23 protein-coding genes are annotated in these 21,465 nt (G+C 62.8%); 20 read left to right on the top strand and 3 right to left on the bottom strand.

Annotated features, from left to right (window positions below):
- Window positions 1-230 precede the first annotated feature (230 nt).
- The 7 genes from acnA to BLR94_RS00540 all read left to right on the top strand — a co-directional run bounded on the left by acnA (window position 231) and on the right by BLR94_RS00540 (window position 7,557).
- The gene (acnA, locus tag BLR94_RS00510; protein WP_084306481.1) at window positions 231-2,969 is read left to right on the top strand and encodes an aconitate hydratase AcnA; all 2,739 of its coding nucleotides are present in this window, start codon (window positions 231-233) and stop codon (window positions 2,967-2,969) included.
- A 228-nt stretch (window positions 2,970-3,197) separates the two neighbouring features.
- The gene (locus tag BLR94_RS00515; RefSeq protein WP_084306482.1) at window positions 3,198-4,763 is read left to right on the top strand and encodes a methyl-accepting chemotaxis protein; all 1,566 of its coding nucleotides are present in this window, start codon (window positions 3,198-3,200) and stop codon (window positions 4,761-4,763) included.
- Between the two features lie 234 nt (window positions 4,764-4,997).
- Complete coding sequence (locus BLR94_RS00520) at window positions 4,998-5,318, top strand: DUF7677 family protein (protein WP_084306565.1); 321 nt, start codon at window positions 4,998-5,000, stop codon at window positions 5,316-5,318.
- 578 nt (window positions 5,319-5,896) lie between these two features.
- The gene (locus BLR94_RS00525) at window positions 5,897-6,370 is read left to right on the top strand and encodes a hypothetical protein (RefSeq protein WP_084306483.1); all 474 of its coding nucleotides are present in this window, start codon (window positions 5,897-5,899) and stop codon (window positions 6,368-6,370) included.
- 284 nt (window positions 6,371-6,654) lie between these two features.
- Complete coding sequence (locus tag BLR94_RS27650; RefSeq protein ID WP_244158040.1) at window positions 6,655-6,963, top strand: GNAT family N-acetyltransferase; 309 nt, start codon at window positions 6,655-6,657, stop codon at window positions 6,961-6,963.
- 34 nt (window positions 6,964-6,997) lie between these two features.
- Window positions 6,998-7,159, top strand: a complete 162-nt coding sequence (locus BLR94_RS00535; RefSeq protein ID WP_084306485.1) for a DUF2986 domain-containing protein — start codon at window positions 6,998-7,000, stop codon at window positions 7,157-7,159.
- 92 nt (window positions 7,160-7,251) lie between these two features.
- Window positions 7,252-7,557: a hypothetical protein gene (locus BLR94_RS00540; protein WP_084306486.1), complete on the top strand. Its 306-nt coding sequence runs from the start codon at window positions 7,252-7,254 to the stop codon at window positions 7,555-7,557.
- 10 nt (window positions 7,558-7,567) lie between these two features.
- Here the strand turns inward: BLR94_RS00540 and BLR94_RS00545 are convergent, their stop codons facing one another.
- From BLR94_RS00545 to BLR94_RS00555, 3 genes are all read right to left on the bottom strand, one after another.
- Window positions 7,568-7,969 (bottom strand): hypothetical protein, encoded by a 402-nt coding sequence (locus BLR94_RS00545; protein WP_084306487.1) that lies wholly within the window; start codon window positions 7,967-7,969, stop codon window positions 7,568-7,570.
- 53 nt (window positions 7,970-8,022) lie between these two features.
- Complete coding sequence (locus tag BLR94_RS00550; RefSeq protein ID WP_084306488.1) at window positions 8,023-8,394, bottom strand: hypothetical protein; 372 nt, start codon at window positions 8,392-8,394, stop codon at window positions 8,023-8,025.
- Window positions 8,395-8,470: 76 nt separating this feature from the next.
- The gene (locus tag BLR94_RS00555; protein ID WP_084306566.1) at window positions 8,471-9,166 is read right to left on the bottom strand and encodes an alpha/beta family hydrolase; all 696 of its coding nucleotides are present in this window, start codon (window positions 9,164-9,166) and stop codon (window positions 8,471-8,473) included.
- Window positions 9,167-9,268: 102 nt separating this feature from the next.
- On the opposite strand from BLR94_RS00555, the gene ccoN (BLR94_RS00560) reads away from it, so the two are divergent.
- The 13 genes from ccoN (BLR94_RS00560) (at window position 9,269) to BLR94_RS00620 (ending at window position 21,403) form a co-directional block, all read left to right on the top strand.
- Window positions 9,269-10,708 carry a cytochrome-c oxidase, cbb3-type subunit I gene (gene ccoN / locus BLR94_RS00560; RefSeq protein ID WP_090423636.1) on the top strand — a complete coding sequence of 480 codons (1,440 nt, stop codon included), beginning with the start codon at window positions 9,269-9,271 and terminating at the stop codon, window positions 10,706-10,708.
- On the top strand, window positions 10,708-11,316 hold the full coding sequence (ccoO, locus tag BLR94_RS00565) for a cytochrome-c oxidase, cbb3-type subunit II (protein ID WP_084306490.1): 609 nt from the start codon (window positions 10,708-10,710) through the stop codon (window positions 11,314-11,316). Before ccoN (BLR94_RS00560) ends, ccoO (BLR94_RS00565) begins: the two co-directional genes overlap by 1 nt.
- 4 nt (window positions 11,317-11,320) lie before the next feature.
- Complete coding sequence (locus BLR94_RS00570; protein ID WP_175154232.1) at window positions 11,321-11,506, top strand: cbb3-type cytochrome oxidase subunit 3; 186 nt, start codon at window positions 11,321-11,323, stop codon at window positions 11,504-11,506.
- The gene (gene ccoP / locus BLR94_RS00575; RefSeq protein ID WP_084306491.1) at window positions 11,503-12,432 is read left to right on the top strand and encodes a cytochrome-c oxidase, cbb3-type subunit III; all 930 of its coding nucleotides are present in this window, start codon (window positions 11,503-11,505) and stop codon (window positions 12,430-12,432) included. The genes BLR94_RS00570 and ccoP (BLR94_RS00575) overlap by 4 nt, the downstream gene beginning before the upstream one ends.
- Window positions 12,433-12,779: 347 nt before the next feature.
- A complete protein-coding gene (gene ccoN / locus BLR94_RS00580) occupies window positions 12,780-14,234 on the top strand; it encodes a cytochrome-c oxidase, cbb3-type subunit I (RefSeq protein WP_084306492.1) in 1,455 nt (484 codons plus the stop codon).
- Window positions 14,231-14,839: a cytochrome-c oxidase, cbb3-type subunit II gene (gene ccoO / locus BLR94_RS00585; RefSeq protein ID WP_084306493.1), complete on the top strand. Its 609-nt coding sequence runs from the start codon at window positions 14,231-14,233 to the stop codon at window positions 14,837-14,839. Before ccoN (BLR94_RS00580) ends, ccoO (BLR94_RS00585) begins: the two co-directional genes overlap by 4 nt.
- 4 nt (window positions 14,840-14,843) lie before the next feature.
- Window positions 14,844-15,044, top strand: a complete 201-nt coding sequence (locus BLR94_RS00590; protein WP_084306494.1) for a cbb3-type cytochrome oxidase subunit 3 — start codon at window positions 14,844-14,846, stop codon at window positions 15,042-15,044.
- A complete protein-coding gene (gene ccoP / locus BLR94_RS00595; protein WP_084306495.1) occupies window positions 15,041-15,988 on the top strand; it encodes a cytochrome-c oxidase, cbb3-type subunit III in 948 nt (315 codons plus the stop codon). Before BLR94_RS00590 ends, ccoP (BLR94_RS00595) begins: the two co-directional genes overlap by 4 nt.
- 180 nt (window positions 15,989-16,168) lie before the next feature.
- Window positions 16,169-17,578 carry a cytochrome c oxidase accessory protein CcoG gene (gene ccoG / locus BLR94_RS00600; RefSeq protein WP_084306496.1) on the top strand — a complete coding sequence of 470 codons (1,410 nt, stop codon included), beginning with the start codon at window positions 16,169-16,171 and terminating at the stop codon, window positions 17,576-17,578.
- Between the two features lie 16 nt (window positions 17,579-17,594).
- On the top strand, window positions 17,595-18,101 hold the full coding sequence (locus BLR94_RS00605; RefSeq protein ID WP_084306497.1) for a FixH family protein: 507 nt from the start codon (window positions 17,595-17,597) through the stop codon (window positions 18,099-18,101).
- Entirely contained in the window at window positions 18,101-20,530 is a 2,430-nt protein-coding gene (locus tag BLR94_RS00610) for a heavy metal translocating P-type ATPase (protein ID WP_084306498.1), read from the top strand. The genes BLR94_RS00605 and BLR94_RS00610 overlap by 1 nt, the downstream gene beginning before the upstream one ends.
- On the top strand, window positions 20,527-20,727 hold the full coding sequence (gene ccoS, locus BLR94_RS00615; RefSeq protein WP_084306499.1) for a cbb3-type cytochrome oxidase assembly protein CcoS: 201 nt from the start codon (window positions 20,527-20,529) through the stop codon (window positions 20,725-20,727). The genes BLR94_RS00610 and ccoS overlap by 4 nt, the downstream gene beginning before the upstream one ends.
- Entirely contained in the window at window positions 20,720-21,403 is a 684-nt protein-coding gene (locus BLR94_RS00620; RefSeq protein WP_084306500.1) for a sulfite exporter TauE/SafE family protein, read from the top strand. Before ccoS ends, BLR94_RS00620 begins: the two co-directional genes overlap by 8 nt.
- Window positions 21,404-21,465 lie beyond the last annotated feature (62 nt).

Consider the following 21,465-nt stretch of genomic DNA (forward strand, 5'->3'; position numbering starts at 1 on the left):
CTCCTTGGGCCGCGCATGATAGCGAAAACTGGAACCGCCGGCGCCTGCTCCCTGTCCAGTGAAGATAATCCCTGCAGCCAGAGGCTCCTTCGGCCAAGCGCGTTGACGCCGACCCTGGGGCCGGCAGACGGCTCATCGCAAGCCGCCGCCGGGAATCAAGTGCAGAGCCGGAGAGAGCTTCTGCCACAACCAGAATGGCTTGTACCGTGCAGGCCACAAGGAGTTGCAAGATGCCTTCCATCGATAGCCTGAATTGCCGCCGGACCCTGGACGTCGAGGGTAAATCCTACGCCTACTACAGCCTGCCCGAGGCCGCCAGGCACCTGGGCAATATCGACACGCTACCGGTTTCGCTGAAAGTGCTGCTGGAAAACCTGCTGCGCTGGGAGGACGACAAGACCGTTACCCGCGAAGACCTGCAGGCCATGAGCGACTGGCTGCAGAAACGCGGCTCGGACCGCGAGATCCAGTACCGCCCGGCCCGGGTATTGATGCAGGACTTCACCGGCGTACCGGCGGTGGTCGACCTGGCCGCCATGCGCGACGCCATGGCCAAGGCCGGCGGCGACCCGCAGAAGATCAATCCGCTGTCCCCGGTTGACCTGGTCATCGACCACTCGGTGATGGTCGACAAGTTCGCCAGCCCCGACGCCTTCGGCGAGAACGTCGAAATCGAGATGCAGCGCAATGGTGAGCGCTATGCGTTCCTGCGCTGGGGCCAGAGCGCCTTCGACAACTTCAGCGTGGTCCCGCCAGGCACCGGTATCTGTCACCAGGTCAATCTGGAATACCTTGGTCGCACCGTGTGGACCAAGGAGGAAGACGGCGTGACATTCGCCTACCCGGACACCCTGGTCGGCACCGACTCGCACACCACCATGATCAACGGCCTCGGCGTACTCGGCTGGGGCGTGGGCGGCATCGAAGCGGAAGCGGCGATGCTCGGCCAACCGGTGTCCATGCTGATTCCAGAAGTGATCGGCTTCAAGTTGACCGGCAAGCTCAAGGAAGGCATAACCGCCACCGATCTGGTGCTGACCGTCACCCAGATGCTGCGCAAGAAAGGCGTGGTCGGCAAATTCGTCGAATTCTACGGCGACGGCCTGGCCGAATTGCCCCTGGCAGACCGCGCCACCATCGCCAACATGGCACCCGAATATGGCGCCACCTGCGGGTTCTTCCCGGTCGACGAGATCACCCTGGGCTACCTGCGCCTGTCCGGTCGCCCCGAGGACACCGTGAAATTGGTCGAGGCCTATTCCAAGGCCCAGGGCATGTGGCGCAACGCTGGTAGCGAGCCGGTGTTCACCGACAGCCTGGCATTGGACATGGCTGAGGTGGAGGCCAGCCTGGCCGGGCCGAAACGCCCGCAAGACCGCGTCGCCCTGCCCCAGGTCAGCCAGGCCTTCGAGGATTTTCTCGGCCTCCAGCTCAAGCCCAGCGGCAAGGAAGAAGGCCGCCTGGAAAACGAAGGGGGCGGTGGCGTGGCGGTCGGCAACGCCGCCCAGAACGAAATTCACTACGAGATGGATGGCAAGCGACACCCGCTGAGCGATGGCGCCGTGGTGATCGCGGCGATCACCTCCTGCACCAACACCTCCAACCCGAGCGTGATGATGGCCGCCGGCCTGCTGGCCAGGAAGGCCGTGGAAAAAGGCCTGCAACGCAAACCCTGGGTAAAGACTTCACTGGCGCCGGGCTCCAAGGTGGTGACCGAGTACTTCGCCGCAGCCGGGCTGACCGAGTACCTCGACAAACTGGGTTTCGATCTGGTCGGCTACGGCTGCACCACCTGCATCGGCAACTCCGGACCGCTGCCCGATCCGATCGAGAAAGCCATTCAGGAACATGATCTGACCGTCGCCTCGGTGCTGTCCGGCAACCGCAACTTCGAAGGCCGTGTGCACCCGCTGGTGAAAACCAACTGGCTGGCCTCGCCACCCCTGGTGGTCGCCTACGCCCTGGCCGGCAGTGTGCGGATCAATATCGCCGAAGAGCCGCTGGGCGAAGACCGCGATGGCAAACCGGTGTATTTGCGCGATATCTGGCCAAGCCAGAAGGAGATCGCCGACGCGGTACAGAAGGTCGATACCGCCATGTTCCGCAAGGAATACGCCGAAGTGTTCGCCGGTGACGAACAATGGCAGGCCATCGCCGTTCCCGAAGCCGACACCTATACCTGGCAGAACGATTCCACCTATATCCAGCATCCACCTTTCTTCGAAGCCATCGACCAGGCGCCACCTGCCATTACCGATATCGCCAATGCGCGCATCCTCGCCCTGCTCGGCGATTCGGTGACCACCGACCACATATCCCCTGCCGGCAACATCAAGACCGACAGTCCTGCCGGCCGTTATTTGCGCGAGCAAGGGGTGGAGCCGAGCGACTTCAACTCCTATGGATCGCGCCGCGGCAACCACGAAGTGATGATGCGCGGGACCTTCGCCAATATCCGTATCCGCAACGAGATGCTCGACGGTGAAGAAGGCGGCAACACCCTGCACGTGCCCAGCGGCGAGAAACTGGCGATCTACGACGCATCCATGCGCTATCAGGAAGAAGGCACGCCGCTGGTGGTGATTGCCGGCAAGGAATACGGCACCGGCTCGAGCCGCGACTGGGCCGCCAAGGGTACCAACCTGCTTGGGGTGAAAGCAGTGATCGCCGAGAGCTTCGAACGTATCCACCGCTCCAACCTGGTGGGCATGGGCGTGCTGCCGCTGCAATTCACCGAGGGCGCCGACCGTAAAAGTCTCGGCCTTACCGGCAAGGAAACCCTCGCCATCGAGGGCCTGGACGGCGTGGAACTGCGCCCGCACATGCCACTGACCCTGGCGATCACCCGCGAGGACGGCAAGCAGCAGAACGTCGAGCTGCTCTGCCGCATCGATACCCTCAACGAGGTGGAATACTTCAAGGCCGGCGGCATCCTGCACTACGTGCTGCGCCAACTGATCGCCAACTGATCAGCAACCTGCACGGTGACCGCAAGGATGCGCGCCATCGTGCAGAAACCTCGTCTCTCCTCGTTTGTCCGCGTCTCGCTCCGCGTGCCCGCAGCCGCCGGACAACGCCATTACACCAATGGACTGTCGCTTTACCGGCGTCAAAATGTGATCCGCGTCTAAATCCAGTTACACTCCCAGGTCTGCCACGCGTACGCGACACATCAGAAAATCATCAGGGTAGATGCCATGCGTAACAACCAGCCGATCACCGGGAGTGAGCGGACATATCCGCCCCAGCAGCGTTTGATCTCGACGACCGACCTAAAGGGCCAGATAACCTACTGCAACGATGCCTTCATCGAAATCAGCGGTTTCTCGCGAGACGAGCTGATACGCGCGCCGCACAATCTGGTACGCCATCCCGACGTACCAGCCGCCGTGTTCGAACACATGTGGACCACCCTGAAAGACGGCCGCCCCTGGATGGGTATCGTCAAGAACCGCTGCAAGAATGGCGATCACTACTGGGTCAATGCCTATGTGATCCCGATTCTCGACGCAGGCCAGGTCACGGGTTACGAATCGGTGCGAAGCAAACCCACCGTCGAACAGGTCGAAAGGGCGCAAGCGCTCTACCAACGAATAAACGCGGGCAAGGCGGCGGTGCCAGGGCGTGATCGCTGGTTGCCCGTGCTGCAGGCCTGGCTGCCATTCATCCTGGTCAGCCAGATCGGTTTTCTGGTAGGCGCCTGGCTCAACAGCCATTGGGGCTTCATTGCGGCGGCACTGCTCTCGGTACCCCTCGGCCTGCTCGGCCTGGCCTGGCAGAACCGGGGCATCAAGCGCCTGCTGCGCCTGGCCGAGCAGACCACGTCCGACCCTCTGATCGCACAGATGTACACCGACAGCCGTGGCGTCGAAGGGCGCCTGGAAATGTCCATTCTCAGCCAGGAGGCACGTCTCAAGACCTGCCTGACCCGTCTTCAGGACAGCGCCGAAAACCTGACCAGCCAGGCCCGGCAGGCTGATGCGCTGGCCCACAACAGCTCGGCCGGCCTGCAGCGCCAGCGCGAGGAAACCGATCACGTCGCCACCGCCGTCAACCAGATGGCCGCCACCACTCTGGAGGTGGCCAACAACGTGGCGCGCACCGCCATCGCCACCCAGGAAGCCAATCGCCTGACCCAGGAAGGCCGCGGCATCGCCAGCGAAACCCGTGCCGCGATCCAGCGCCTGTCCCTCTCGGTGGGAGAAACCGGCGAAACGGTCACCCGCCTGGCACGCGACAGCAACGAAATCGGCGGCGTAGTGGACGTGATCAAAGGCATCGCCGATCAGACCAACCTGCTGGCCCTCAATGCCGCCATCGAAGCCGCCCGCGCTGGTGAGATGGGCCGTGGTTTCGCCGTGGTCGCCGACGAAGTGCGCTCCCTGGCGCAGCGCACCGCGCAGTCCACCGGGCAGATCCACGACCTGATCGCCAAGCTGCAACGCACCGCCGACGAAGCGGTACTGACCATGGACATCGGCCGCAAGCAGGCTGACGAAGGTGTCGAACGCGTTCAACAGGCCGACCATGCCCTGGCCGGTATCAGCGATGCCGTCGCCAATATCGCCGAAATGGCCGACCAGATCGCCGCCGCCGCCGAACAGCAGAGCACCGTGGCCGACGAAATAAGCCGCAACATCACCACCATCGCCCAACTCTCCGACCAGACCGCCGGCGAGGCGCACAATACCGCCCTGCTCAGCGAATCGCTGACCAGCACGGCGCAAGGTCAGTATTCGTTGGTGGCAAGGTTTAACCGGTGAACAACTGAGGCGCGGCGTAATGCTGCGTCTTTTCGCTGGCCTTACGCGCAGGCACCTGTCAACGTATTGAAAGTGTTGTGTATAACACGCCAAACACCCCAGCACCTCGCCGTGTTCCGCGCACTAGACGGAATCGGCCAAAAGGCATGGAATGTTTACACCACGCCCGTCCGGGGAGTTATGCACCACTTGGTGTCTATTTATAGTTACAACCAAGCCGGGGTGGTTCCAGAGATGAAGTTAAGCAATGATTTTAGTGGGGCACTACGAACGTTTGCATACTTCATGGCAAGCGGAAGCCACTATATGCTTGAGGATGTAGAGTACTTAGACCTGTACGGCACAGAGCCAAGCGCAATTGAAATGGCATTCGCAATATTCGCAAACGTGATTGAACTTGACAACGAAGGAAAAGTTCAAAACTTCACGCATGCTCAAAAAAGAGCAACTGACTACCTTAGATCTTACTGTGACCCATCCCTTGAAGTCATACCGCCCCTTGAGGATTGGGAAATGAAGCTCTATGGGCCACCAGACAAGAGAGACCGAGTTTAGGGTAATAACAAAAAGTTCAAGTTACCCACTTCGTTCGTTGGGACGGGCTAAAGCCCGCCCACAACCAAAATCCAGCATTATGCCAATTATATCTGCACACGTTTTCTCTCTTACTGTCTCCATGTGCGATGTTCTTACGTGGCCCGGTGAAAAAGAAAATGTTTTCAACCAAAACGAAACGCTTAAATCCACCCTGAATGCTTTAAGCATAGCGTTAGACCTGCGTGATTTATTTACTCTTTATTTCGACAAAACTTCTGTAGGCACTGGCGATGTTTATGTCTATCAGCAAGTAGGGTGGATGACGCTTTTTCATCCACCATGGCGACTCAAACGGTGGACGGATGGAGCGTCGTCCACCCTACGAACTAAAACGCTAAAGCAGACAGATGAAGACGCTTGCCATCTAGTTAGGTGATGCGCTGTGGTTTAAGGCCGTTCTGAAAGAGCAACGCTCAACAAACGGCGCATCGGCCGCCGATAGTTAGCCAGATATAGCCACCTAACTACTGCCAATGCACTCACCCTGCACACCATACGATCAATGATTTTGCGTTGACTCACCGTTAGAGAAACATATGAAATTCAAAGTATCTGAAAACTATAAACGCCGCGACAGAAGAAACGCAGTACTTGCAGCACTGCTGGTGGTGATAATTTTCGTCGGATGCATCTGGATGCTCATCAGTAGCGACAGCCTCCTCAATAAGGGCATTGCAGCGCTAACAGCTTTCCTCATGGGCAGGTATCTACCTGCTGCTTACAGACGTGTTTTTACGGGCGAAGCATCATATCCAGAAGTCGAAATAAGCGAACCTGATAATGAAATCCGGATAAAGCACAACGACACAACCATAAGCATGCCGCTTTCGGGTATAGAAAAGCTGATCATCCAGAAGCTAAAGGGCAAGGTGACGTCAATCCTGCTAACGAACGAATCATTCAGTGACCTTCGCTTCGAAGGGTACAAGGAGCTCGAGCAGATGGCATCCTTGCTGCAAAAACACAATCCAGACGCAAAATCGAAAACCGCAAACTGGTATCACCGCTAAACGTTAAGCGCGTAGGGTGGATGACGCTTTTTCATCCACCATAGCGATCTCAAACGGTGGACGGATGGAGCGTCGTCCACCCTACGAAACTTCGAATAACGACAGCGCTAAAAATCGCCTGTCAGTCCTGTCCAATGCACATCTCTCCACTCACAGGAGCGTCATCGTGACCGAAACGCCACAAACCTATTCCGTCACACACGCCCCCCTCGGTAGAGACCTATCGCCATCTTCGCATCGCTGCAGGGCTAAGCGCCAAGACCATCGAAGCAGCGGAACGTGGCTTGCCGAATACCCTGTTCGCTGTGCAGATCATCTGCGAAGGCGTTCCTATCGGCATGGGCCGCGTGATCGGTGATGGCGGCTCGTTCTATCAGGTGGTGGATATAGCAGTGCTGCCAGCCCATCAGGGGCGTGGCCTGGGCAAGCGGATCATGGCCGCGATCAGCGACTTCATCGCCCGCGAGGTGCCAGAATCCGCGTACGTCAGCCTGATAGCCGACGGAGAGGCGTATCGCCTCTATGAGCAGTTCGGCTTTGCGCTGACTGCGCCAGCAAGCCAGGGCATGGCGCTGAAGAAAACCGCAGGCTGAAACGCTCCCCAATTACCGTGCTACAGGTACCCACATGAATCGCCGTAAGAAGATCAAGCAACTGCTGGAGGCCCACGCCAAGAAGGCCAATACCAAGCTGGCGCCCAAGAGCAGCAAGCCCAAATACATCAGCAAGGCCGACCGGGCGAAGCTGGAAGCCGAGGCCGCCGAAAGCCCGAGCAGCGTCGCCGAGTAACACAAACTGCTTCATTTTTTTTCCATCAGGCACATGGCTGCGTAACTGAAGCCACACTGGCAACGGCACCCTGATAACAAGGACGCCCGGCCATGGACCAGAACACTTACAACCGCCTGCGCAAACAGGTGGATTTCGTGAAATCCCTGCTCGCCGTACTGGTGATCGCGCTGTTCGTGCTGGCGCTCTTAGGGCCCCATGACGCGCTGGTGACTGCGCTCGCTGTGGTGATCGGCGGCGGCCTGCTGAACCTCTATCGCCAGCATCGAATTCTGCTGCGCTACATCTGCCCCAATTGCGGCGAGTCGCCCCACCACAAAGTCGACGACCGAGCGGGTGAACACCACGATCCCGGAACAGCCAGCTGTTTGCATTGTGGGCAGCGGCTGATGGAGTGAGCGTATCCCACTAGAAGTCGCTAGCGGGATACACGATAGAAAGCTGGCTTACCCTTCCCTCTTCGAGGGTTACCACCAGCGAGCTGTGCCTCCAATCCCAATGACACTGGCCAAGACGGAAGTGAAGTTGATTGAGAAGCACGGTGTCTGCCTCACCCAGCAGCTCCATCACCGACGCTTGCGGCAGACCGCCTAGGCTGTGGTTATTCGATAGAAATAGAGCCATACCTCCGCGTACGCATCCGGGGTCATTAAGCCTTGCTTCGTGACTCAGGCTGCGCCACTGCACGGCATTGAATGGCTGCTCCCGCTCATGCATCGCCGTGAAGTTCACATAGAGGAATGACGCGCAAATCACCAGCGCGATACCCCAGATACAGGTCCACGGCCTTGCCATGTAATACCAAACCATTCGAGAGATCCGACAATTACTTAGATTAAAGACAGCGGGCTGCCTTCACAAAATCAAGGCGCCGACCGCGGCCCGGCGCAGCGGCTCCTGTTCCACTCGTCCGTCAACAGGCTTGGCGCCACGCCCTGGCTGGGAATGGCGACGAAGCCCACGGGCGCCGTGCGTTTTCCGTCTTTATCGATATAACTGAACCTGCCGCAGGTGCCATGGTGATCACTGAGGATCAGCGTGTCCGGATCGGCGCCAGCGCCGCGCACGTATTCTTTCATCATCTCGACGGATTCCGGATCCGCCGGCACGCCGGCCAGGTACCACGTGGTCTTGCCCAGCAACATGATCAGGCACAGCAGGATGGCCGCCCACAGGGCCAGACGCTTGAAGCGCTTGGCGCTTCGGTGAATCTGCAGCACGTCGTGGTAATGCATCCCTGATCTCCTGCTCCACTCCCAGCCGCCGATGGTAACCAACCAGGTGCGTCAAGGCTGCGACACAGACCCGCTTTCAGCGCTTCTTGGCGTGCTCGCGCAAAAAGCCCGCGACCGCATCCGCCGCCGACTCCAGGTGCTGCTCATGGCTATAACCAGAAACCTTCAATGGTTTGAGGTCATGATCGCCAGCCGTCAGCCAGAACAGTTCGATGGCGCGTGACAGTTGGTAACTCGCCACGGTATGGCGGTCGCCCATGGCGTCGCGTTCGCCCTGAACGATCAGGGTCGGGGCCTTCAGGTCGGCAAGGTGGACGGTGCGGGGCTTGTCGGCCTTGCCGATGGCATGGAAGGGGTAGCCGAGGCAGACCAGCCGATCGGCGCCCAGCTCATCAGCCAGCAGGCTGGCCATGCGCCCGCCCATGGATTTGCCACCGATGGCCAGCGGCCCCGTGACCTGTTGCCGCACGGTGGCATGTACCGCGCGCCAGCGCTCGAGCAGTTTCGCCTGGGGGTTGGGGGGACGTTTCCTGCCATCCTGGCGGCGAGCGGCCATGTAGTCGAACTCGAAGCGCACCACCGTCAGCCCCCGGATGGCGAGCATGTGCGCCATCCGCTTCATGAAGTCGCTGTCCATCGGCGCACCGGCGCCGTGGGCGAGGATCAGCGTGCCCAGGCTGTCGCCGACAGGCCGATCCCACAGCAGCCCCACGGGCCCATGTCCCTGTGCGAATTGACCAGCGTCAATACCGGCATTGTGCCCTTTGCTCATGCTTGCCTCGCTCATAAAAAAGCCCTCAATAACCGTGCGGTCATGCGGATTCGCGGGAGGGCTGAAGATGATCTGCCCATAACCGTGGATGGAAAGCCAGACATGAACACAACAACCAGCTCCGCCTATAACTACAAGGTGGTCCGCCAATTCGCCATCATGACGGTGGTATGGGGCATCGTCGGGATGGGGCTCGGCGTGCTCATCGCAGCCCAGCTCGCCTGGCCGTGGCTCAACTTCGATCTGCCCTGGACGAGCTTCGGCCGTCTGCGTCCGCTGCACACCAACGCAGTGATCTTCGCCTTCGGCGGCTGTGCCCTGTTCGCCACCAGCTACTATGCCGTACAGCGCACCTCGCAGGCCACGCTGTTCGCCCCCAAGCTGGCTGCCTTCACCTTCTGGGGCTGGCAACTGGTGATCCTGCTGGCAGCCATCACCCTGCCAATGGGCTACACCAGCTCCAAGGAATATGCCGAGCTGGAATGGCCGATCGATATTCTGATCACCATCGTCTGGGTCAGCTATGCGGTGGTGTTCTTCGGCACCATCATCAAGCGCCACGTTCGCCACATCTACGTCGGCAACTGGTTCTTCGGCGCGTTCATCCTCACCGTCGCACTGCTGCACGTGGTCAACAACCTGGAAGTGCCGGTGACGCTGACCAAGTCCTATTCGTTGTATGCCGGCGCCACCGACGCAATGATCCAGTGGTGGTACGGCCACAACGCCGTGGGCTTCTTTCTCACCGCCGGCTTCCTGGGGATGATGTATTACTTCGTGCCCAAGCAGGCCGGGCGCCCGGTCTATTCGTATCGCCTGTCCATCGTGCACTTCTGGGCGCTGATCACCGTGTACATCTGGGCCGGCCCGCACCACCTGCACTACACCGCGCTGCCGGACTGGGCGCAGAGCCTGGGCATGGTGATGTCGCTGGTGCTGCTGGCGCCGAGCTGGGGCGGCATGATCAACGGCATGATGACCCTCTCGGGTGCCTGGCATAAGTTGCGCACCGACCCGATCCTGCGCTTCCTGGTGGTCTCCCTGGCGTTCTACGGCATGTCCACCTTCGAAGGGCCGATGATGGCCATCAAGACCGTCAACGCCCTCTCCCACTACACCGACTGGACCATCGGCCACGTCCACGCCGGCGCCCTGGGCTGGGTCGCCATGATCACCATCGGCTCGCTCTATCACCTGATTCCCAAGGTATTCGGCCGCGAACAGATGCACAGCATCGCCCCGATCAACGCGCACTTCTGGCTGGCCACCATCGGCACCGTGCTGTACATCGCCGCGATGTGGGTCAACGGCATCGCCCAGGGCCTGATGTGGCGTGCGGTGAACAGCGACGGCACCCTCACCTACTCCTTCGTCGAAGCACTGGAGGCCAGCCACCCGGGCTTCGTGGTGCGGGTGATCGGCGGCGCGATCTTCTTCGCCGGCATGCTGCTGATGGCCTGGAACACCTGGCAGACCGTGCGCACCAGCAAGCCGGCCGAACGGCAAGCCGCCGCGCAATTCTCGGTAGAAGGGGCCCACTGATGAAACACGAAATCGTCGAAAAGAACGTCGGCCTGATGGCCCTGCTGATGGTCCTGGCCGTGAGCATCGGCGGCCTGACACAGATCGTCCCGCTGTTCTTCCAGGACGTGGTCAACGAGCCGGTCGCCGGCATGCAGCCCTACACCGCGCTGCAGCTCGAGGGCCGCGACGTGTACATCAAGGAAGGCTGCGTCGGCTGCCATTCGCAGATGATCCGTCCGTTCCGCGCCGAGACCGAGCGCTACGGCCACTACTCGGTGGCCGGCGAAAGCGTCTGGGACCACCCTTTCCTGTGGGGCTCCAAACGCACCGGGCCGGATCTGGCCCGTGTCGGCAGCCGTTACTCGGACGAGTGGCACCGTGCGCACCTGTACAACCCGCGCAACGTGGTACCGGAGTCGAAGATGCCGGCCTACCCCTGGCTGGTGGAGAACACCCTCGACGGCAAGGATACCGCCGCCAAGCTCAAGGCCATGCGCCTGCTCGGCGTGCCCTACAGCGACGAAGACATCGCCGGTGCCGCGGCTGCGGTGAAGGGCAAGACCGAGATGGACGCCCTGGTCGCCTACCTGCAAGTACTCGGCACTGCCTTGAAAAACAAGAGGTGATCCCATGCTTTTCGACCTGATCGACATCGGCATGCTGCGTGGCATCGGGACCGCTCTGGTGCTGATCGCCTTCACCTGCGTGACCCTGTGGGCCTACAGCGGCAAACGCACCAAGGCCTTCGACGAAGCGGCCAAGCTGCCCTTCGCCGATGAACCCAACACTGCAGTATCGAGGAAAAATACCCCATGAGCACCTTCTGGAGCTGGTACATCACGCTGTTGACGGTTGGCAGCCTGGTCGCATTGTTCTGGTTGCTGTTCGCTACCCGCAAAGGCGAGCGCAAGAACACCACCGATCAGACCATGGGACACTCCTTCGACGGCATCGAGGAGTACGACAACCCCCTGCCACGCTGGTGGTTCATGCTGTTCCTCGGCACGCTGATCTTCGCTGCCGGCTACCTCGCGCTGTATCCAGGCCTGGGCAACTTCAAGGGGTTGCTGCCTGGCTATGACGACGGCTGGACGCAAGTGGCCCAGTGGCAGCATGAGGTGGCCAAGGCCGACGCCCAGTACGGGCCGATATTCGCCCGCTACTCGGCCATGCCCCTGGAGCAGGTGGCGCGGGACGAGCAGGCGCTGAAGATGGGCGGCCGGCTGTTCGCCACCTATTGCTCGATCTGCCATGGCTCGGACGCCAAGGGCGCAGTGGGCTTTCCCAATCTGACGGATCGGGACTGGCGCTGGGGCGGCGAGGCCGAAACCATCAAGACCACCATCCTCAACGGGCGCATCGGCGTAATGCCGGCCTGGGGCCAGGTGCTCGGCGACGACGGCGTTCGCAACGTGGCGGCTTATGTGCGCAATGGCTTGGCCAAACTGCCGTTGCCGGAAGGCAGCAATGCCGACCTGGCAAAGGGCAAGCAGCTGTACGACAGCACCTGTGTGGCCTGCCATGGTCCGACCGGCAGCGGCATGGCCCTGCTCGGTGCACCGAACCTGACCCACCCGGGTGGCTGGATCTACGGTTCGAGCCTGGCGCAGTTGCAACAAACCATCCGCTACGGCCGCAATGGCCAGATGCCCGCCCAGGAGCACTACCTGGGTAACGACAAGGTGCACTTGCTGGCCGCCTATGTGCTGAGCCTGAGCCGCACGCAGGAAGCGCCCAAGTAACGCGTTGGCCAGAGCAGCCGTAGCCTGACGTTGAGCGCAGCGATGCCCAGGAGCAATCCCGGGTTTCGCTTCGCTCTACCCAGGCTACAAAAAGCCAGCCCCATGCCCGGCGCCCGTCCGTAGCCTGGCGTTGAGTGCAGCGATACCCAGGGAGCAATCTCTCGGTTCCTGCATCTGCAAGCCACCATCAGCAAGTCCAGCCCCCTCTCCTGCCGGCACGCTGCCCGCCAGAAAGCTTGCACCACATTTCCCACGCATTGCACCGCCCGAGCTCGTCGGGGGATACTCGCGCCGCCCAAAATATCTACCGCCCCATCGGCAGCACCCAGCCCAGCGTGGAACCCAGCATGAGCCCAGCAAGCAGCCCGGCTGCGTATAACTACAAGGTCGTCCGCCAGTTCGCCGTGATGACGGTAGTCTGGGGGGTGGTCGGTATGGCGCTGGGGGTGTTCATCGCTGCGCAGCTGGTATGGCCACAATTGAACCTGGGCATGGAGTGGACGAGCTTCGGTCGCCTGCGCCCCCTGCACACCAATGCGGTGATCTTCGCCTTCGGCGGCTGCGCGCTGTTCGCCACCAGCTATTACGTGGTACAGCGTACCTGTCAGGTTCGGCTGCTGTCCGACCGCCTGGCGGCCTTTACCTTCTGGGGCTGGCAGACGGTGATCGTCGGCGCGGTGATCAGCCTGCCGCAGGGCTACACGAGCAGCAAGGAATACGCCGAGCTGGAATGGCCGATCGACATCCTCCTGGGCATCGTCTGGCTGGTGTACATGGTGGTGTTCTTCGGCACCATCGCCAGGCGCAGAACGCGCCACATCTATGTCGCCAACTGGTTCTTCGGCGCCTTCATCCTGGTTACCGGCATGCTGCACGTGGTCAACAGCGCGGCGGTGCCGGTCAGCCTGTTCAAGTCGTACTCGACCTACGCCGGGGCCACCGACGCGATGATCCAGTGGTGGTACGGCCACAACGCCGTGGGCTTCTTCCTGACCACCGGCTTTCTGGGGATGATGTACTACTTCGTGCCCAAGCAGGCCGGGCGCCCGGTCTACTCCTATCGCCTGTCCATCGTGCATTTCTGGGCGCTGATCACCCTGTACATCTGGGCCGGCCCGCACCACCTGCACTACACCGCGCTGCCGGACTGGGCGCAGAGCCTCGGCATGGTCATGTCGATTATCCTCCTGGTGCCGAGCTGGGGCGGCATGATCAACGGCATGATGACCCTCTCGGGCGCCTGGCATAAGCTGCGCACCGATCCGATCCTGCGCTTCCTGGTGGTCTCCCTGGCGTTCTACGGCATGTCCACCTTCGAAGGGCCGATGATGGCCATCAAGACCGTCAACGCCCTCTCCCACTACACCGACTGGACCATCGGCCACGTGCATGCCGGGGCGTTGGGCTGGGTGGCGATGATCACCATCGGCTCGCTGTATCACCTGATTCCCCAGGTCTTCGGCCGCGCACAGATGCACAGCTTGGCGGCGATCCACGTGCACTTCTGGCTGGCCACCGTCGGCACCGTGCTGTACATCGTCGCGATGTGGGTCAACGGCATCACCCAGGGCCTGATGTGGCGAGCGGTGAACGAGGACGGCACCCTCACCTATTCGTTCGTCGAGTCCCTGGAGGCCAGCCACTACGGCTACCTGGTGCGCATGGTCGGCGGCGCGATCTTCTTCAGCGGCATGCTGCTGATGGCCTGGAACACCTGGCTGACCATCCGCGCCGCCCAGCCTGAACAGTACCAGGCCGCCGCACAGATTCCCGCCGCCCCCCCAGGGAGTGCCAACCGGTGAAGCACGACCTCATCGAAAAGAACCTTGGCCTGATGACCCTGCTGATGGTTCTGGCCGTGAGCATCGGCGGCCTGACGCAGATCGTCCCGCTGTTCTTCCAGGACGTGGTCAACGAGCCGGTCGCCGGCATGCAGCCCTACACCGCGCTGCAGCTCGAGGGCCGCGACGTGTACATCAAGGAAGGCTGCGTCGGCTGCCATTCGCAGATGATCCGTCCGTTCCGCGCCGAGACCGAGCGCTACGGCCACTACTCGGTGGCCGGCGAAAGCGTCTGGGACCACCCCTTCCTGTGGGGCTCCAAGCGTACCGGACCGGATCTGGCCCGGGTGGGCGGCCGCTATTCGGACGAGTGGCACCGCGTGCACCTGATCGATCCGCGCAACGTGGTGCCGGAATCGAAGATGCCGGCCTACCCCTGGCTGGTCGAGAAGAAACTGGACGGCGCGCTGACCGCCAAGAAGATGAAGGTCATGCGCGGCTTCGGTATTCCCTACAGCGATGAAGACATCGGCAAGGCCAGGGAGGCGGTCGAGGGCAGGAGCGAACTGGACGCTCTGGTGGCTTACCTGCAGGTGCTCGGCACCGCTGTCGAGAACAAACGGTGACTGCATGCCTGCCTTGCTGACCGATATCGGCACTATCCGCGGCATCGGCACCGCCGTGGTGTTCATCGCCTTCGTCGCGGTGGTGTTCTGGGCCTACGGCGGCAAGCGCAAATCGAGCTTTGACGAGGCGGCCAACCTGCCCTTCGCCGATGAGCCGGAAGCCCGCAAGGACGGCAACGACAGCGCCGGGAGCGACAGGTCATGAGTACCTTCTGGGGCGTCTACGTGGCCCTGCTCACTCTCGGTACGCTGCTGGCCGTGACCTGGCTGATATTCGCCACCCGCAAGGGCCAGCGTTCCGACAACACGGACCAGACCGTCGGCCACAGCTTCGATGGCATCGAGGAATACGACAACCCGCTGCCTCGCTGGTGGTTCCTGCTGTTCGTCGCCACCCTGGTGTTCGCCTTCGGCTACCTGCTCCTCTATCCCGGCCTGGGCAACTTCAAGGGACTGCTGCCTGGCTACCAGGCCGGTTGGACGCAAGTCGCCCAATGGGAGCGTGAGATGGCCCTCGCCGATGCACGCTACGGCCCGCTGTTCGCCAGCTACGCCGCCATGCCGATCGCCGACGTGGCCAAGGACGAGCAAGCGCTGAAGATCGGTGGCCGCCTGTTCGCCAACCATTGCTCGGTGTGCCACGGCTCGGATGCCAAGGGCGCCTTCGGCTTTCCCAACCTGACCGACGATGACTGGCTGTACGGCGGCGATCCGGACACCATCAAGACCAGCATCATGCAGGGTCGCCAAGGCGTTATGCCGGGATGGCAGCAGGTAATTGGCGACGACGGCGTGCGCGACGTCACGGGTTACGTGCGCAGCCTTTCCGGTCTGCAGAACCCGGCAGAGGTCGCCGTGGACCTCGACCGGGGCAAGCAGTTGTACGCCACCAGCTGCGCCATGTGCCACGGCCCCGCGGGCAAGGGCATGCAGGTGCTCGGCGCCCCCGACCTGACCGACAAGGTCTGGCTGTACGGCTCCAGTTTCACCCAGGTGCAGCAGACCATTGGCCATGGCCGCAACGGCCAGATGCCGGCGCAGAAGGACTTTCTCGGCAACGACAAGGTACACCTGCTGGCCGCCTACGTGTTCCAGCTGTCGCAGCGCAAGCACGAACCGGCGGCGCCACGAAGCCAGGAGAAACAATGAGCGCACTGATCTGGGTCAGGGCGGGACGCCGGTGCTGCGCCTAGGATGGTGGTGCCTGATCCCTGCGACCGGTAGCCGCAAACCCTGCCGGGATTGCTGGCGTACCATCGGCGCAGCGAACGATTGCGACCGGCACGTATCGGTCGCGACATGCCCGACCAACCGTTGTGGTAGCCACCGATGAGTGAACAGATTCCCGTCAAGAACGTCACGCCCGCAGCCGCTGGCGAGACCATCGACCTCTATGCCAGTCGCGAGAAAATCCACACCCGTGCCTTCAGTGGCTTCTACCGCAACCTGCGCCGAGCCGGTGGCGCCCTGTTGTTCATCCTCTACTTCGGTACCGTGTGGCTGAACTGGAACGGCCATCAGGCGGTGTGGTGGAACCTGCCGGAACGCAAGTTCCACATCTTCGGGGCCACCTACTGGCCACAGGATTTCGTGCTGCTCTCGGCGCTGCTGATCATCGCCGCCTTCGGGTTGTTCTTCATCACCGTCTTCGCCGGCCGCGTGTGGTGTGGCTACACCTGCCCGCAAAGCGTCTTCACGTGGATTTTCATGTGGGCGGAAAAGGTCACCGAGGGCGACCGCAACCAGCGCATGAAGCTCGAGAAGGCGCCCATGAGCGGGACCAAGTTTCTTCGCCGCCTCGCCAAACACGGCATCTGGCTGGGCGTTTCGCTGATCACCGCGCTGACCTTCGTCGGCTACTTCTCGCCGATCCGCGAACTGCTCGGCGAGCTGGTCACCTTCGACGCCAGTGGCTGGGCGCTGTTCTGGATCGGTTTCTTCACCCTGGCCACTTACGGCAACGCCGGCTGGCTGCGCGAGCAGGTATGCATCCACATGTGCCCCTATGCGCGCTTCCAGAGCGTGATGTTCGACCAAGACACGTTGATCGTCTCCTACGACCCGCGCCGCGGCGAAGCCCGCGGGCCGCGCAAGAAAAGCGCCGATCACAAGACCCAGGGCCTGGGTGACTGCATCGACTGCACGCTGTGCGTGCAGGTCTGTCCCACCGGCATCGACATCCGCGATGGCCTGCAGATCGAATGCATCGGCTGTGCCGCCTGCATCGACGCCTGCGACAGCATCATGGACAAGATGAACTACCCGCGCGGGCTGATCAGCTACACCACCGAGCACAACCTTTCCGGGCAACAGACCCGCTTGCTGCGCCCACGGCTGATCGGCTACGCCGTGGCGCTGCTGGCCATGCTCGCGGTGTTCGGCTGGGCGCTGCAGGCACGCTCGCTGGTGGAACTGGACGTGCTCAAGGATCGGGTACTCTACCGGGAGAACGAGCAGGGCCGGATCGAGAACGTGTATACCCTGAAGATCATGAACAAGGCGCAACGGGACGTCGTTTACCGTATCGAGGCCGACGGCCTGGATGGCCTGCTCTACGAGGGTCGCCGCGAAGTCCGCGCGCTGGCTGGAGAAGTGCTGGCGATCCCGGTGGAGCTGTCCGTCGATGCGGAGAAACTGCCGGCCAGCACCAACGACATCACCTTCCGTATCCATGCCACGGATGACGAGCGCATCCACAACGACGCCAGCAGCCGGTTCATCGGCCCCAGCGTCCGCTGACAGAACAGGCCCGGCCATGACTGAAGACCTCCCGCCCACCCCCTGGTACAAGCAGTTCTGGCCCTGGTTCCTGATCGCCCTGCTGGGCTATTCGGTGATCCAGGGGCTGACCCTGCTGACCATCGCCACACGCAATCCGCCGGGGCTGATCGCCGACGATTACTACGACGTCGGCAAGGGCATCAACCAGTCGCTGGAACGCGAGAACCTGGCGGTGCGCCTGCGACTGCGCGCCAGCCTCGACCTCGATGACCAGCGCGGCATCGCCGAGCTGCGCCTGCGGGGCAGCAGCGCACCGGCGCAACTGGTACTCAACCTGGTATCGCCCACCCAGCCGGAGCGCGATCGCCGCGTGGTGCTCCAGCATCAGGGTGAAGGCCTGTATCGCGGCAACCTGCAGGACAGTGTGCAAGGCCGACGCTTCGTCGAACTGATCGGCCAGGAAGGCGGCCAGGACTGGCGCCTGTTCGAGGAAGAAACCCTGCAACCCGGCCAGAGCCTGCAACTCGGGGATGAACACTGATCGACGCTTCAGCCTCCGGGGCGGCGCATGCCGCCCCCACGCCCTGCTACCACTGTGGCCTGCCGGTAGCCGCCGGCACGCATTTCCAGGCCGTGGTGCTGGGGCAGCCCCGCGAGATGTGCTGCCCCGGTTGCCAGGCGGTGGCGCAAACCATCGTGCAGAGCGGCCTGGAGCACTACTACAGGCACCGCAGCGAGGCTGCCAGCAATCCGCGACAATTGCCTCAGGTACTGCCAGATGAGCTGGCGCTGTACGACCGCAGCGACGTACAACAACCCTTCGTCGAACGGCAGGGCGAGCTGAGCGAGGCGAATCTGCTCATCGAAGGCATCAGTTGCGCGGCCTGTGGCTGGCTGATCGAGAAACACCTGCACGCCCTGCCGGGCGTAGCCGAAGCGCACCTCAACCTGTCCAGTCACCGCCTGCTGGTGCGTTGGGACGCGACCCTATTGCCGCTCAGCCAACTGCTCGGTGAAATCCGCCGTATCGGTTACGCCGCCCACCCCTGGCAGGCCGATGCCGCTGCCGAGCAGTTGACCCGAGAAAATCGCCGGGCCATGCGCGAGCTGGGGATGGCCGGGCTGCTGTGGATGCAGGTGATGATGGCAAGCATGGCCACCTGGCCGGAATTCAATGTCGACCTCAGCGCTGAGCTGGACAGCATACTGCGCTGGGTCAGCCTTTTTCTCACCACCCCCATCGTCTTCTATTGTTGCGGCCAGTTCTTCCGCGGCGCCCTGCGTGCCCTGCGCACCCGCCACCTGAGCATGGACGTCTCGGTATCGCTGGCCATCGGCGGCGCCTACGCAGCGGGTATCTGGTCAACGGTCAGCGGCCACGGCGAGCTGTATTTCGACGCGGTGGGCATGTTCGCCCTGTTTCTGCTCAGCGGGCGCTACCTGGAGCGGCGCGCCCGCGAGCGCACCGCAGCGGCGACCGCGCAACTGGTCAAGCTGTTGCCGGCCTCCTGCCTGCGCCTGGACCAACGCGGCCAGAGCCAGCGCATCCTGCTCGACGAGCTGCGCCTCGGTGATCAGGTGCTGGTACCGCCCGGCGCCTTGCTACCTGCTGACGGCCAGGTTCTACAGGGCCATTCCAGCATCGACGAATCCCTGCTCACCGGCGAATACCTGCCGCAACCCCGTACCATCGGTGATGGCGTCACCGCTGGTACCCTCAACGTCGAAGGCCCGCTGACCGTCGAGGTACAGGCACTGGGCGACTCCACCCGGCTGTCGGCCATCGTGCGCCTGCTGGAGCGCGCCCAGAGCGAAAAACCGCGCCTGGCGGAACTCGCCGACCGGGTCGCCCAGTGGTTCCTGCTGATCGTTCTGCTGGTGGCCGCCATCGTCGGCCTGCTCTGGTGGCAGGTCGATCCCGCCCGAGCGTTCTGGGTGGTGCTCGCCCTGCTCGTGGCCACCTGCCCCTGCGCCCTCGCCCTGGCCACGCCAACCGCTCTGACCACCGCCACCGGCACCCTGCACAAACAGGGCATGCTGCTGACCCGAGGCCACGTACTGGAGGGTCTGGAGCAGATCGACACGCTGATCGTCGACAAGACCGGCACCCTCACCGAAGGCCGCCTGACCCTGCGTGCCGTGCAACCGCTGGGCCCGCTGAGTGGCGATGCCTGCCTGGCCCTCGCCGCCGCCCTGGAAAGCCACTCCGAGCATCCCATCGCTCGCGCTTTCGGCCATGCCGCAGCTCCCGCTGAAGCCCTGGAGAACGTCCCCGGCCTGGGCTTGCAGGGCGTGGTGGACGGTCGTCGGCTGCGCATCGGCCAGGCTGCGTTCGTCAGCGCGCTCAGCGCCAGCCCGTCACCCGACATCCCGGGTGATCAGGGCCAGTGGCTGCTACTCGGTGATGAGCACGGCCCACTGGCCTGGTTCGTGCTCGATGATCGCCTGCGTGACGATGCCCCTGCGCTGATCGAGGCCGTCCGGGCTCGTGGCTGGCAGATTCTCCTGCTCAGTGGCGACAGCTCGCCGATGGTCGGCGAAGTGGCCGCTCGACTGGGTATCGAGCACGCCCAGGGTGGGCTGACGCCGGATGCCAAGCTGGCCATGCTGCACGACCTGCAGAAACAAGGACGGCGCGTACTGATGCTCGGCGACGGCGTCAACGACGTTCCGGTACTCGCCGGCGCGGATATCAGCGTGGCCATGGGCTCGGCCTCCGACCTGGCCAAGATCAATGCCGATGCCGTGCTGCTCTCCAATCGCCTGGGCAGCCTGGTCGACGCCCTGCGCCTGGCCCGCCGCACGCGCACCATCATCGTCGAGAACCTGGCCTGGGCCGGGCTGTACAATGGTTTGGTGCTGCCTTTCGCGGCCCTCGGCTGGATCACCCCGATCTGGGCCGCGCTGGGCATGTCGTTCAGTTCGTTGCTGGTGGTGCTCAATGCACTGCGCCTGGGGAAATCATCATGACCGCACTGTACATCCTGATTCCCGTTGCCCTGCTGCTGGTCGCCTTCGCCGTGTGGCTGTTCTTCTGGGCGGTCGACAGCGGCCAGTACGACGACCTCGACAGCCCAGCCCACCGCATCCTCTTCGATGACGATGACCCACGCCACAAGGCTGCCCTGCAGCAGGCCAACGAGCCGGACAAGCCGCGCCATGACTGACCTGCTGGCGCAGTTGCTGTCCGCGCTGATTCTCGGGCTGCTCGGCGGCGGCCATTGCCTGGGCATGTGCGGCGGGCTGATGGGCGCCCTGACCCTGGCCATTCCCCCCGAACGACGCGAGCAGCGGCTGCGCCTGTTGCTGGCCTACAACGCCGGCCGCATCCTCAGCTATGCGCTGGCCGGCCTGTTGCTCGGCCTGGCGGGCTGGGCGTTGGCCAGCGGCCCGCTGGCGAACCTGTTGCGCGCCATCGCTGGCGGGCTGTTGATCGTCATGGGGCTCTATCTGGCCGGCTGGTGGAGCGGCCTGACGCGCATCGAAGCGCTGGGCCGCGGTCTCTGGCGACATCTGCAACCGCTTGCCCGCCGTCTCATGCCGATCACCAGCCCGTCTCGCGCGCTGCTCTTCGGCGGCCTGTGGGGCTGGCTGCCCTGCGGCCTGGTCTACAGCACCCTGCTGTGGGCAGCCAGCCAGGGTGACGCCCTGCACAGCGCCGCCTTGATGCTGGCATTCGGCATCGGCACCCTGCCCGTGCTGCTGGCCACCGGCCTGGCGGCCGAGCGTATGGGCAGCCTGCTGCGCCAGCGTGGTGTGCGCATGGCCGGCGGCCTGCTGGTGATGCTGTTCGGCCTGTGGACACTACCCGGCCCCCACCAGCACTGGCTGATGGGGCACTGAAGCCCAGCCTACGCAGAAGCCAGCACACATCGGCGTAGACCCAGCGGTCGCGCCACCACTGC

The sequence above is a fragment of the Phytopseudomonas flavescens genome (assembly GCF_900100535.1).
GTDB lineage: Bacteria > Pseudomonadota > Gammaproteobacteria > Pseudomonadales > Pseudomonadaceae > Aquipseudomonas > Aquipseudomonas flavescens.

Excerpts from the sequence above, each read along its gene's own strand:
- BLR94_RS00620 (WP_084306500.1), top strand. The coding sequence starts at position 20,720 with ATGACTGACCTGCTGGCGCAGTTGCTGTCCGCGCTGATTCTCGGGCTG.
- BLR94_RS00555 (WP_084306566.1), bottom strand. The coding sequence starts at position 9,166 with ATGAGCAAAGGGCACAATGCCGGTATTGACGCTGGTCAATTCGCACAG.
- BLR94_RS00570 (WP_175154232.1), top strand. The coding sequence starts at position 11,321 with ATGCTTTTCGACCTGATCGACATCGGCATGCTGCGTGGCATCGGGACC.
- BLR94_RS00525 (WP_084306483.1), top strand. The coding sequence starts at position 5,897 with ATGAAATTCAAAGTATCTGAAAACTATAAACGCCGCGACAGAAGAAAC.
- ccoP (WP_084306495.1), top strand. The coding sequence starts at position 15,041 with ATGAGTACCTTCTGGGGCGTCTACGTGGCCCTGCTCACTCTCGGTACG.
- ccoS (WP_084306499.1), top strand. The coding sequence starts at position 20,527 with ATGACCGCACTGTACATCCTGATTCCCGTTGCCCTGCTGCTGGTCGCC.
- BLR94_RS00540 (WP_084306486.1), top strand. The coding sequence starts at position 7,252 with ATGGACCAGAACACTTACAACCGCCTGCGCAAACAGGTGGATTTCGTG.
- ccoP (WP_084306491.1), top strand. The coding sequence starts at position 11,503 with ATGAGCACCTTCTGGAGCTGGTACATCACGCTGTTGACGGTTGGCAGC.
- BLR94_RS00550 (WP_084306488.1), bottom strand. The coding sequence starts at position 8,394 with ATGCATTACCACGACGTGCTGCAGATTCACCGAAGCGCCAAGCGCTTC.
- ccoN (WP_084306492.1), top strand. The coding sequence starts at position 12,780 with ATGAGCCCAGCAAGCAGCCCGGCTGCGTATAACTACAAGGTCGTCCGC.
- acnA (WP_084306481.1), top strand. The coding sequence starts at position 231 with ATGCCTTCCATCGATAGCCTGAATTGCCGCCGGACCCTGGACGTCGAG.
- BLR94_RS00515 (WP_084306482.1), top strand. The coding sequence starts at position 3,198 with ATGCGTAACAACCAGCCGATCACCGGGAGTGAGCGGACATATCCGCCC.
- ccoO (WP_084306490.1), top strand. The coding sequence starts at position 10,708 with ATGAAACACGAAATCGTCGAAAAGAACGTCGGCCTGATGGCCCTGCTG.
- BLR94_RS00590 (WP_084306494.1), top strand. The coding sequence starts at position 14,844 with ATGCCTGCCTTGCTGACCGATATCGGCACTATCCGCGGCATCGGCACC.
- ccoG (WP_084306496.1), top strand. The coding sequence starts at position 16,169 with ATGAGTGAACAGATTCCCGTCAAGAACGTCACGCCCGCAGCCGCTGGC.
- BLR94_RS00535 (WP_084306485.1), top strand. The coding sequence starts at position 6,998 with ATGAATCGCCGTAAGAAGATCAAGCAACTGCTGGAGGCCCACGCCAAG.
- BLR94_RS00605 (WP_084306497.1), top strand. The coding sequence starts at position 17,595 with ATGACTGAAGACCTCCCGCCCACCCCCTGGTACAAGCAGTTCTGGCCC.
- ccoN (WP_090423636.1), top strand. The coding sequence starts at position 9,269 with ATGAACACAACAACCAGCTCCGCCTATAACTACAAGGTGGTCCGCCAA.
- BLR94_RS00545 (WP_084306487.1), bottom strand. The coding sequence starts at position 7,969 with ATGGTTTGGTATTACATGGCAAGGCCGTGGACCTGTATCTGGGGTATC.
- BLR94_RS00520 (WP_084306565.1), top strand. The coding sequence starts at position 4,998 with ATGAAGTTAAGCAATGATTTTAGTGGGGCACTACGAACGTTTGCATAC.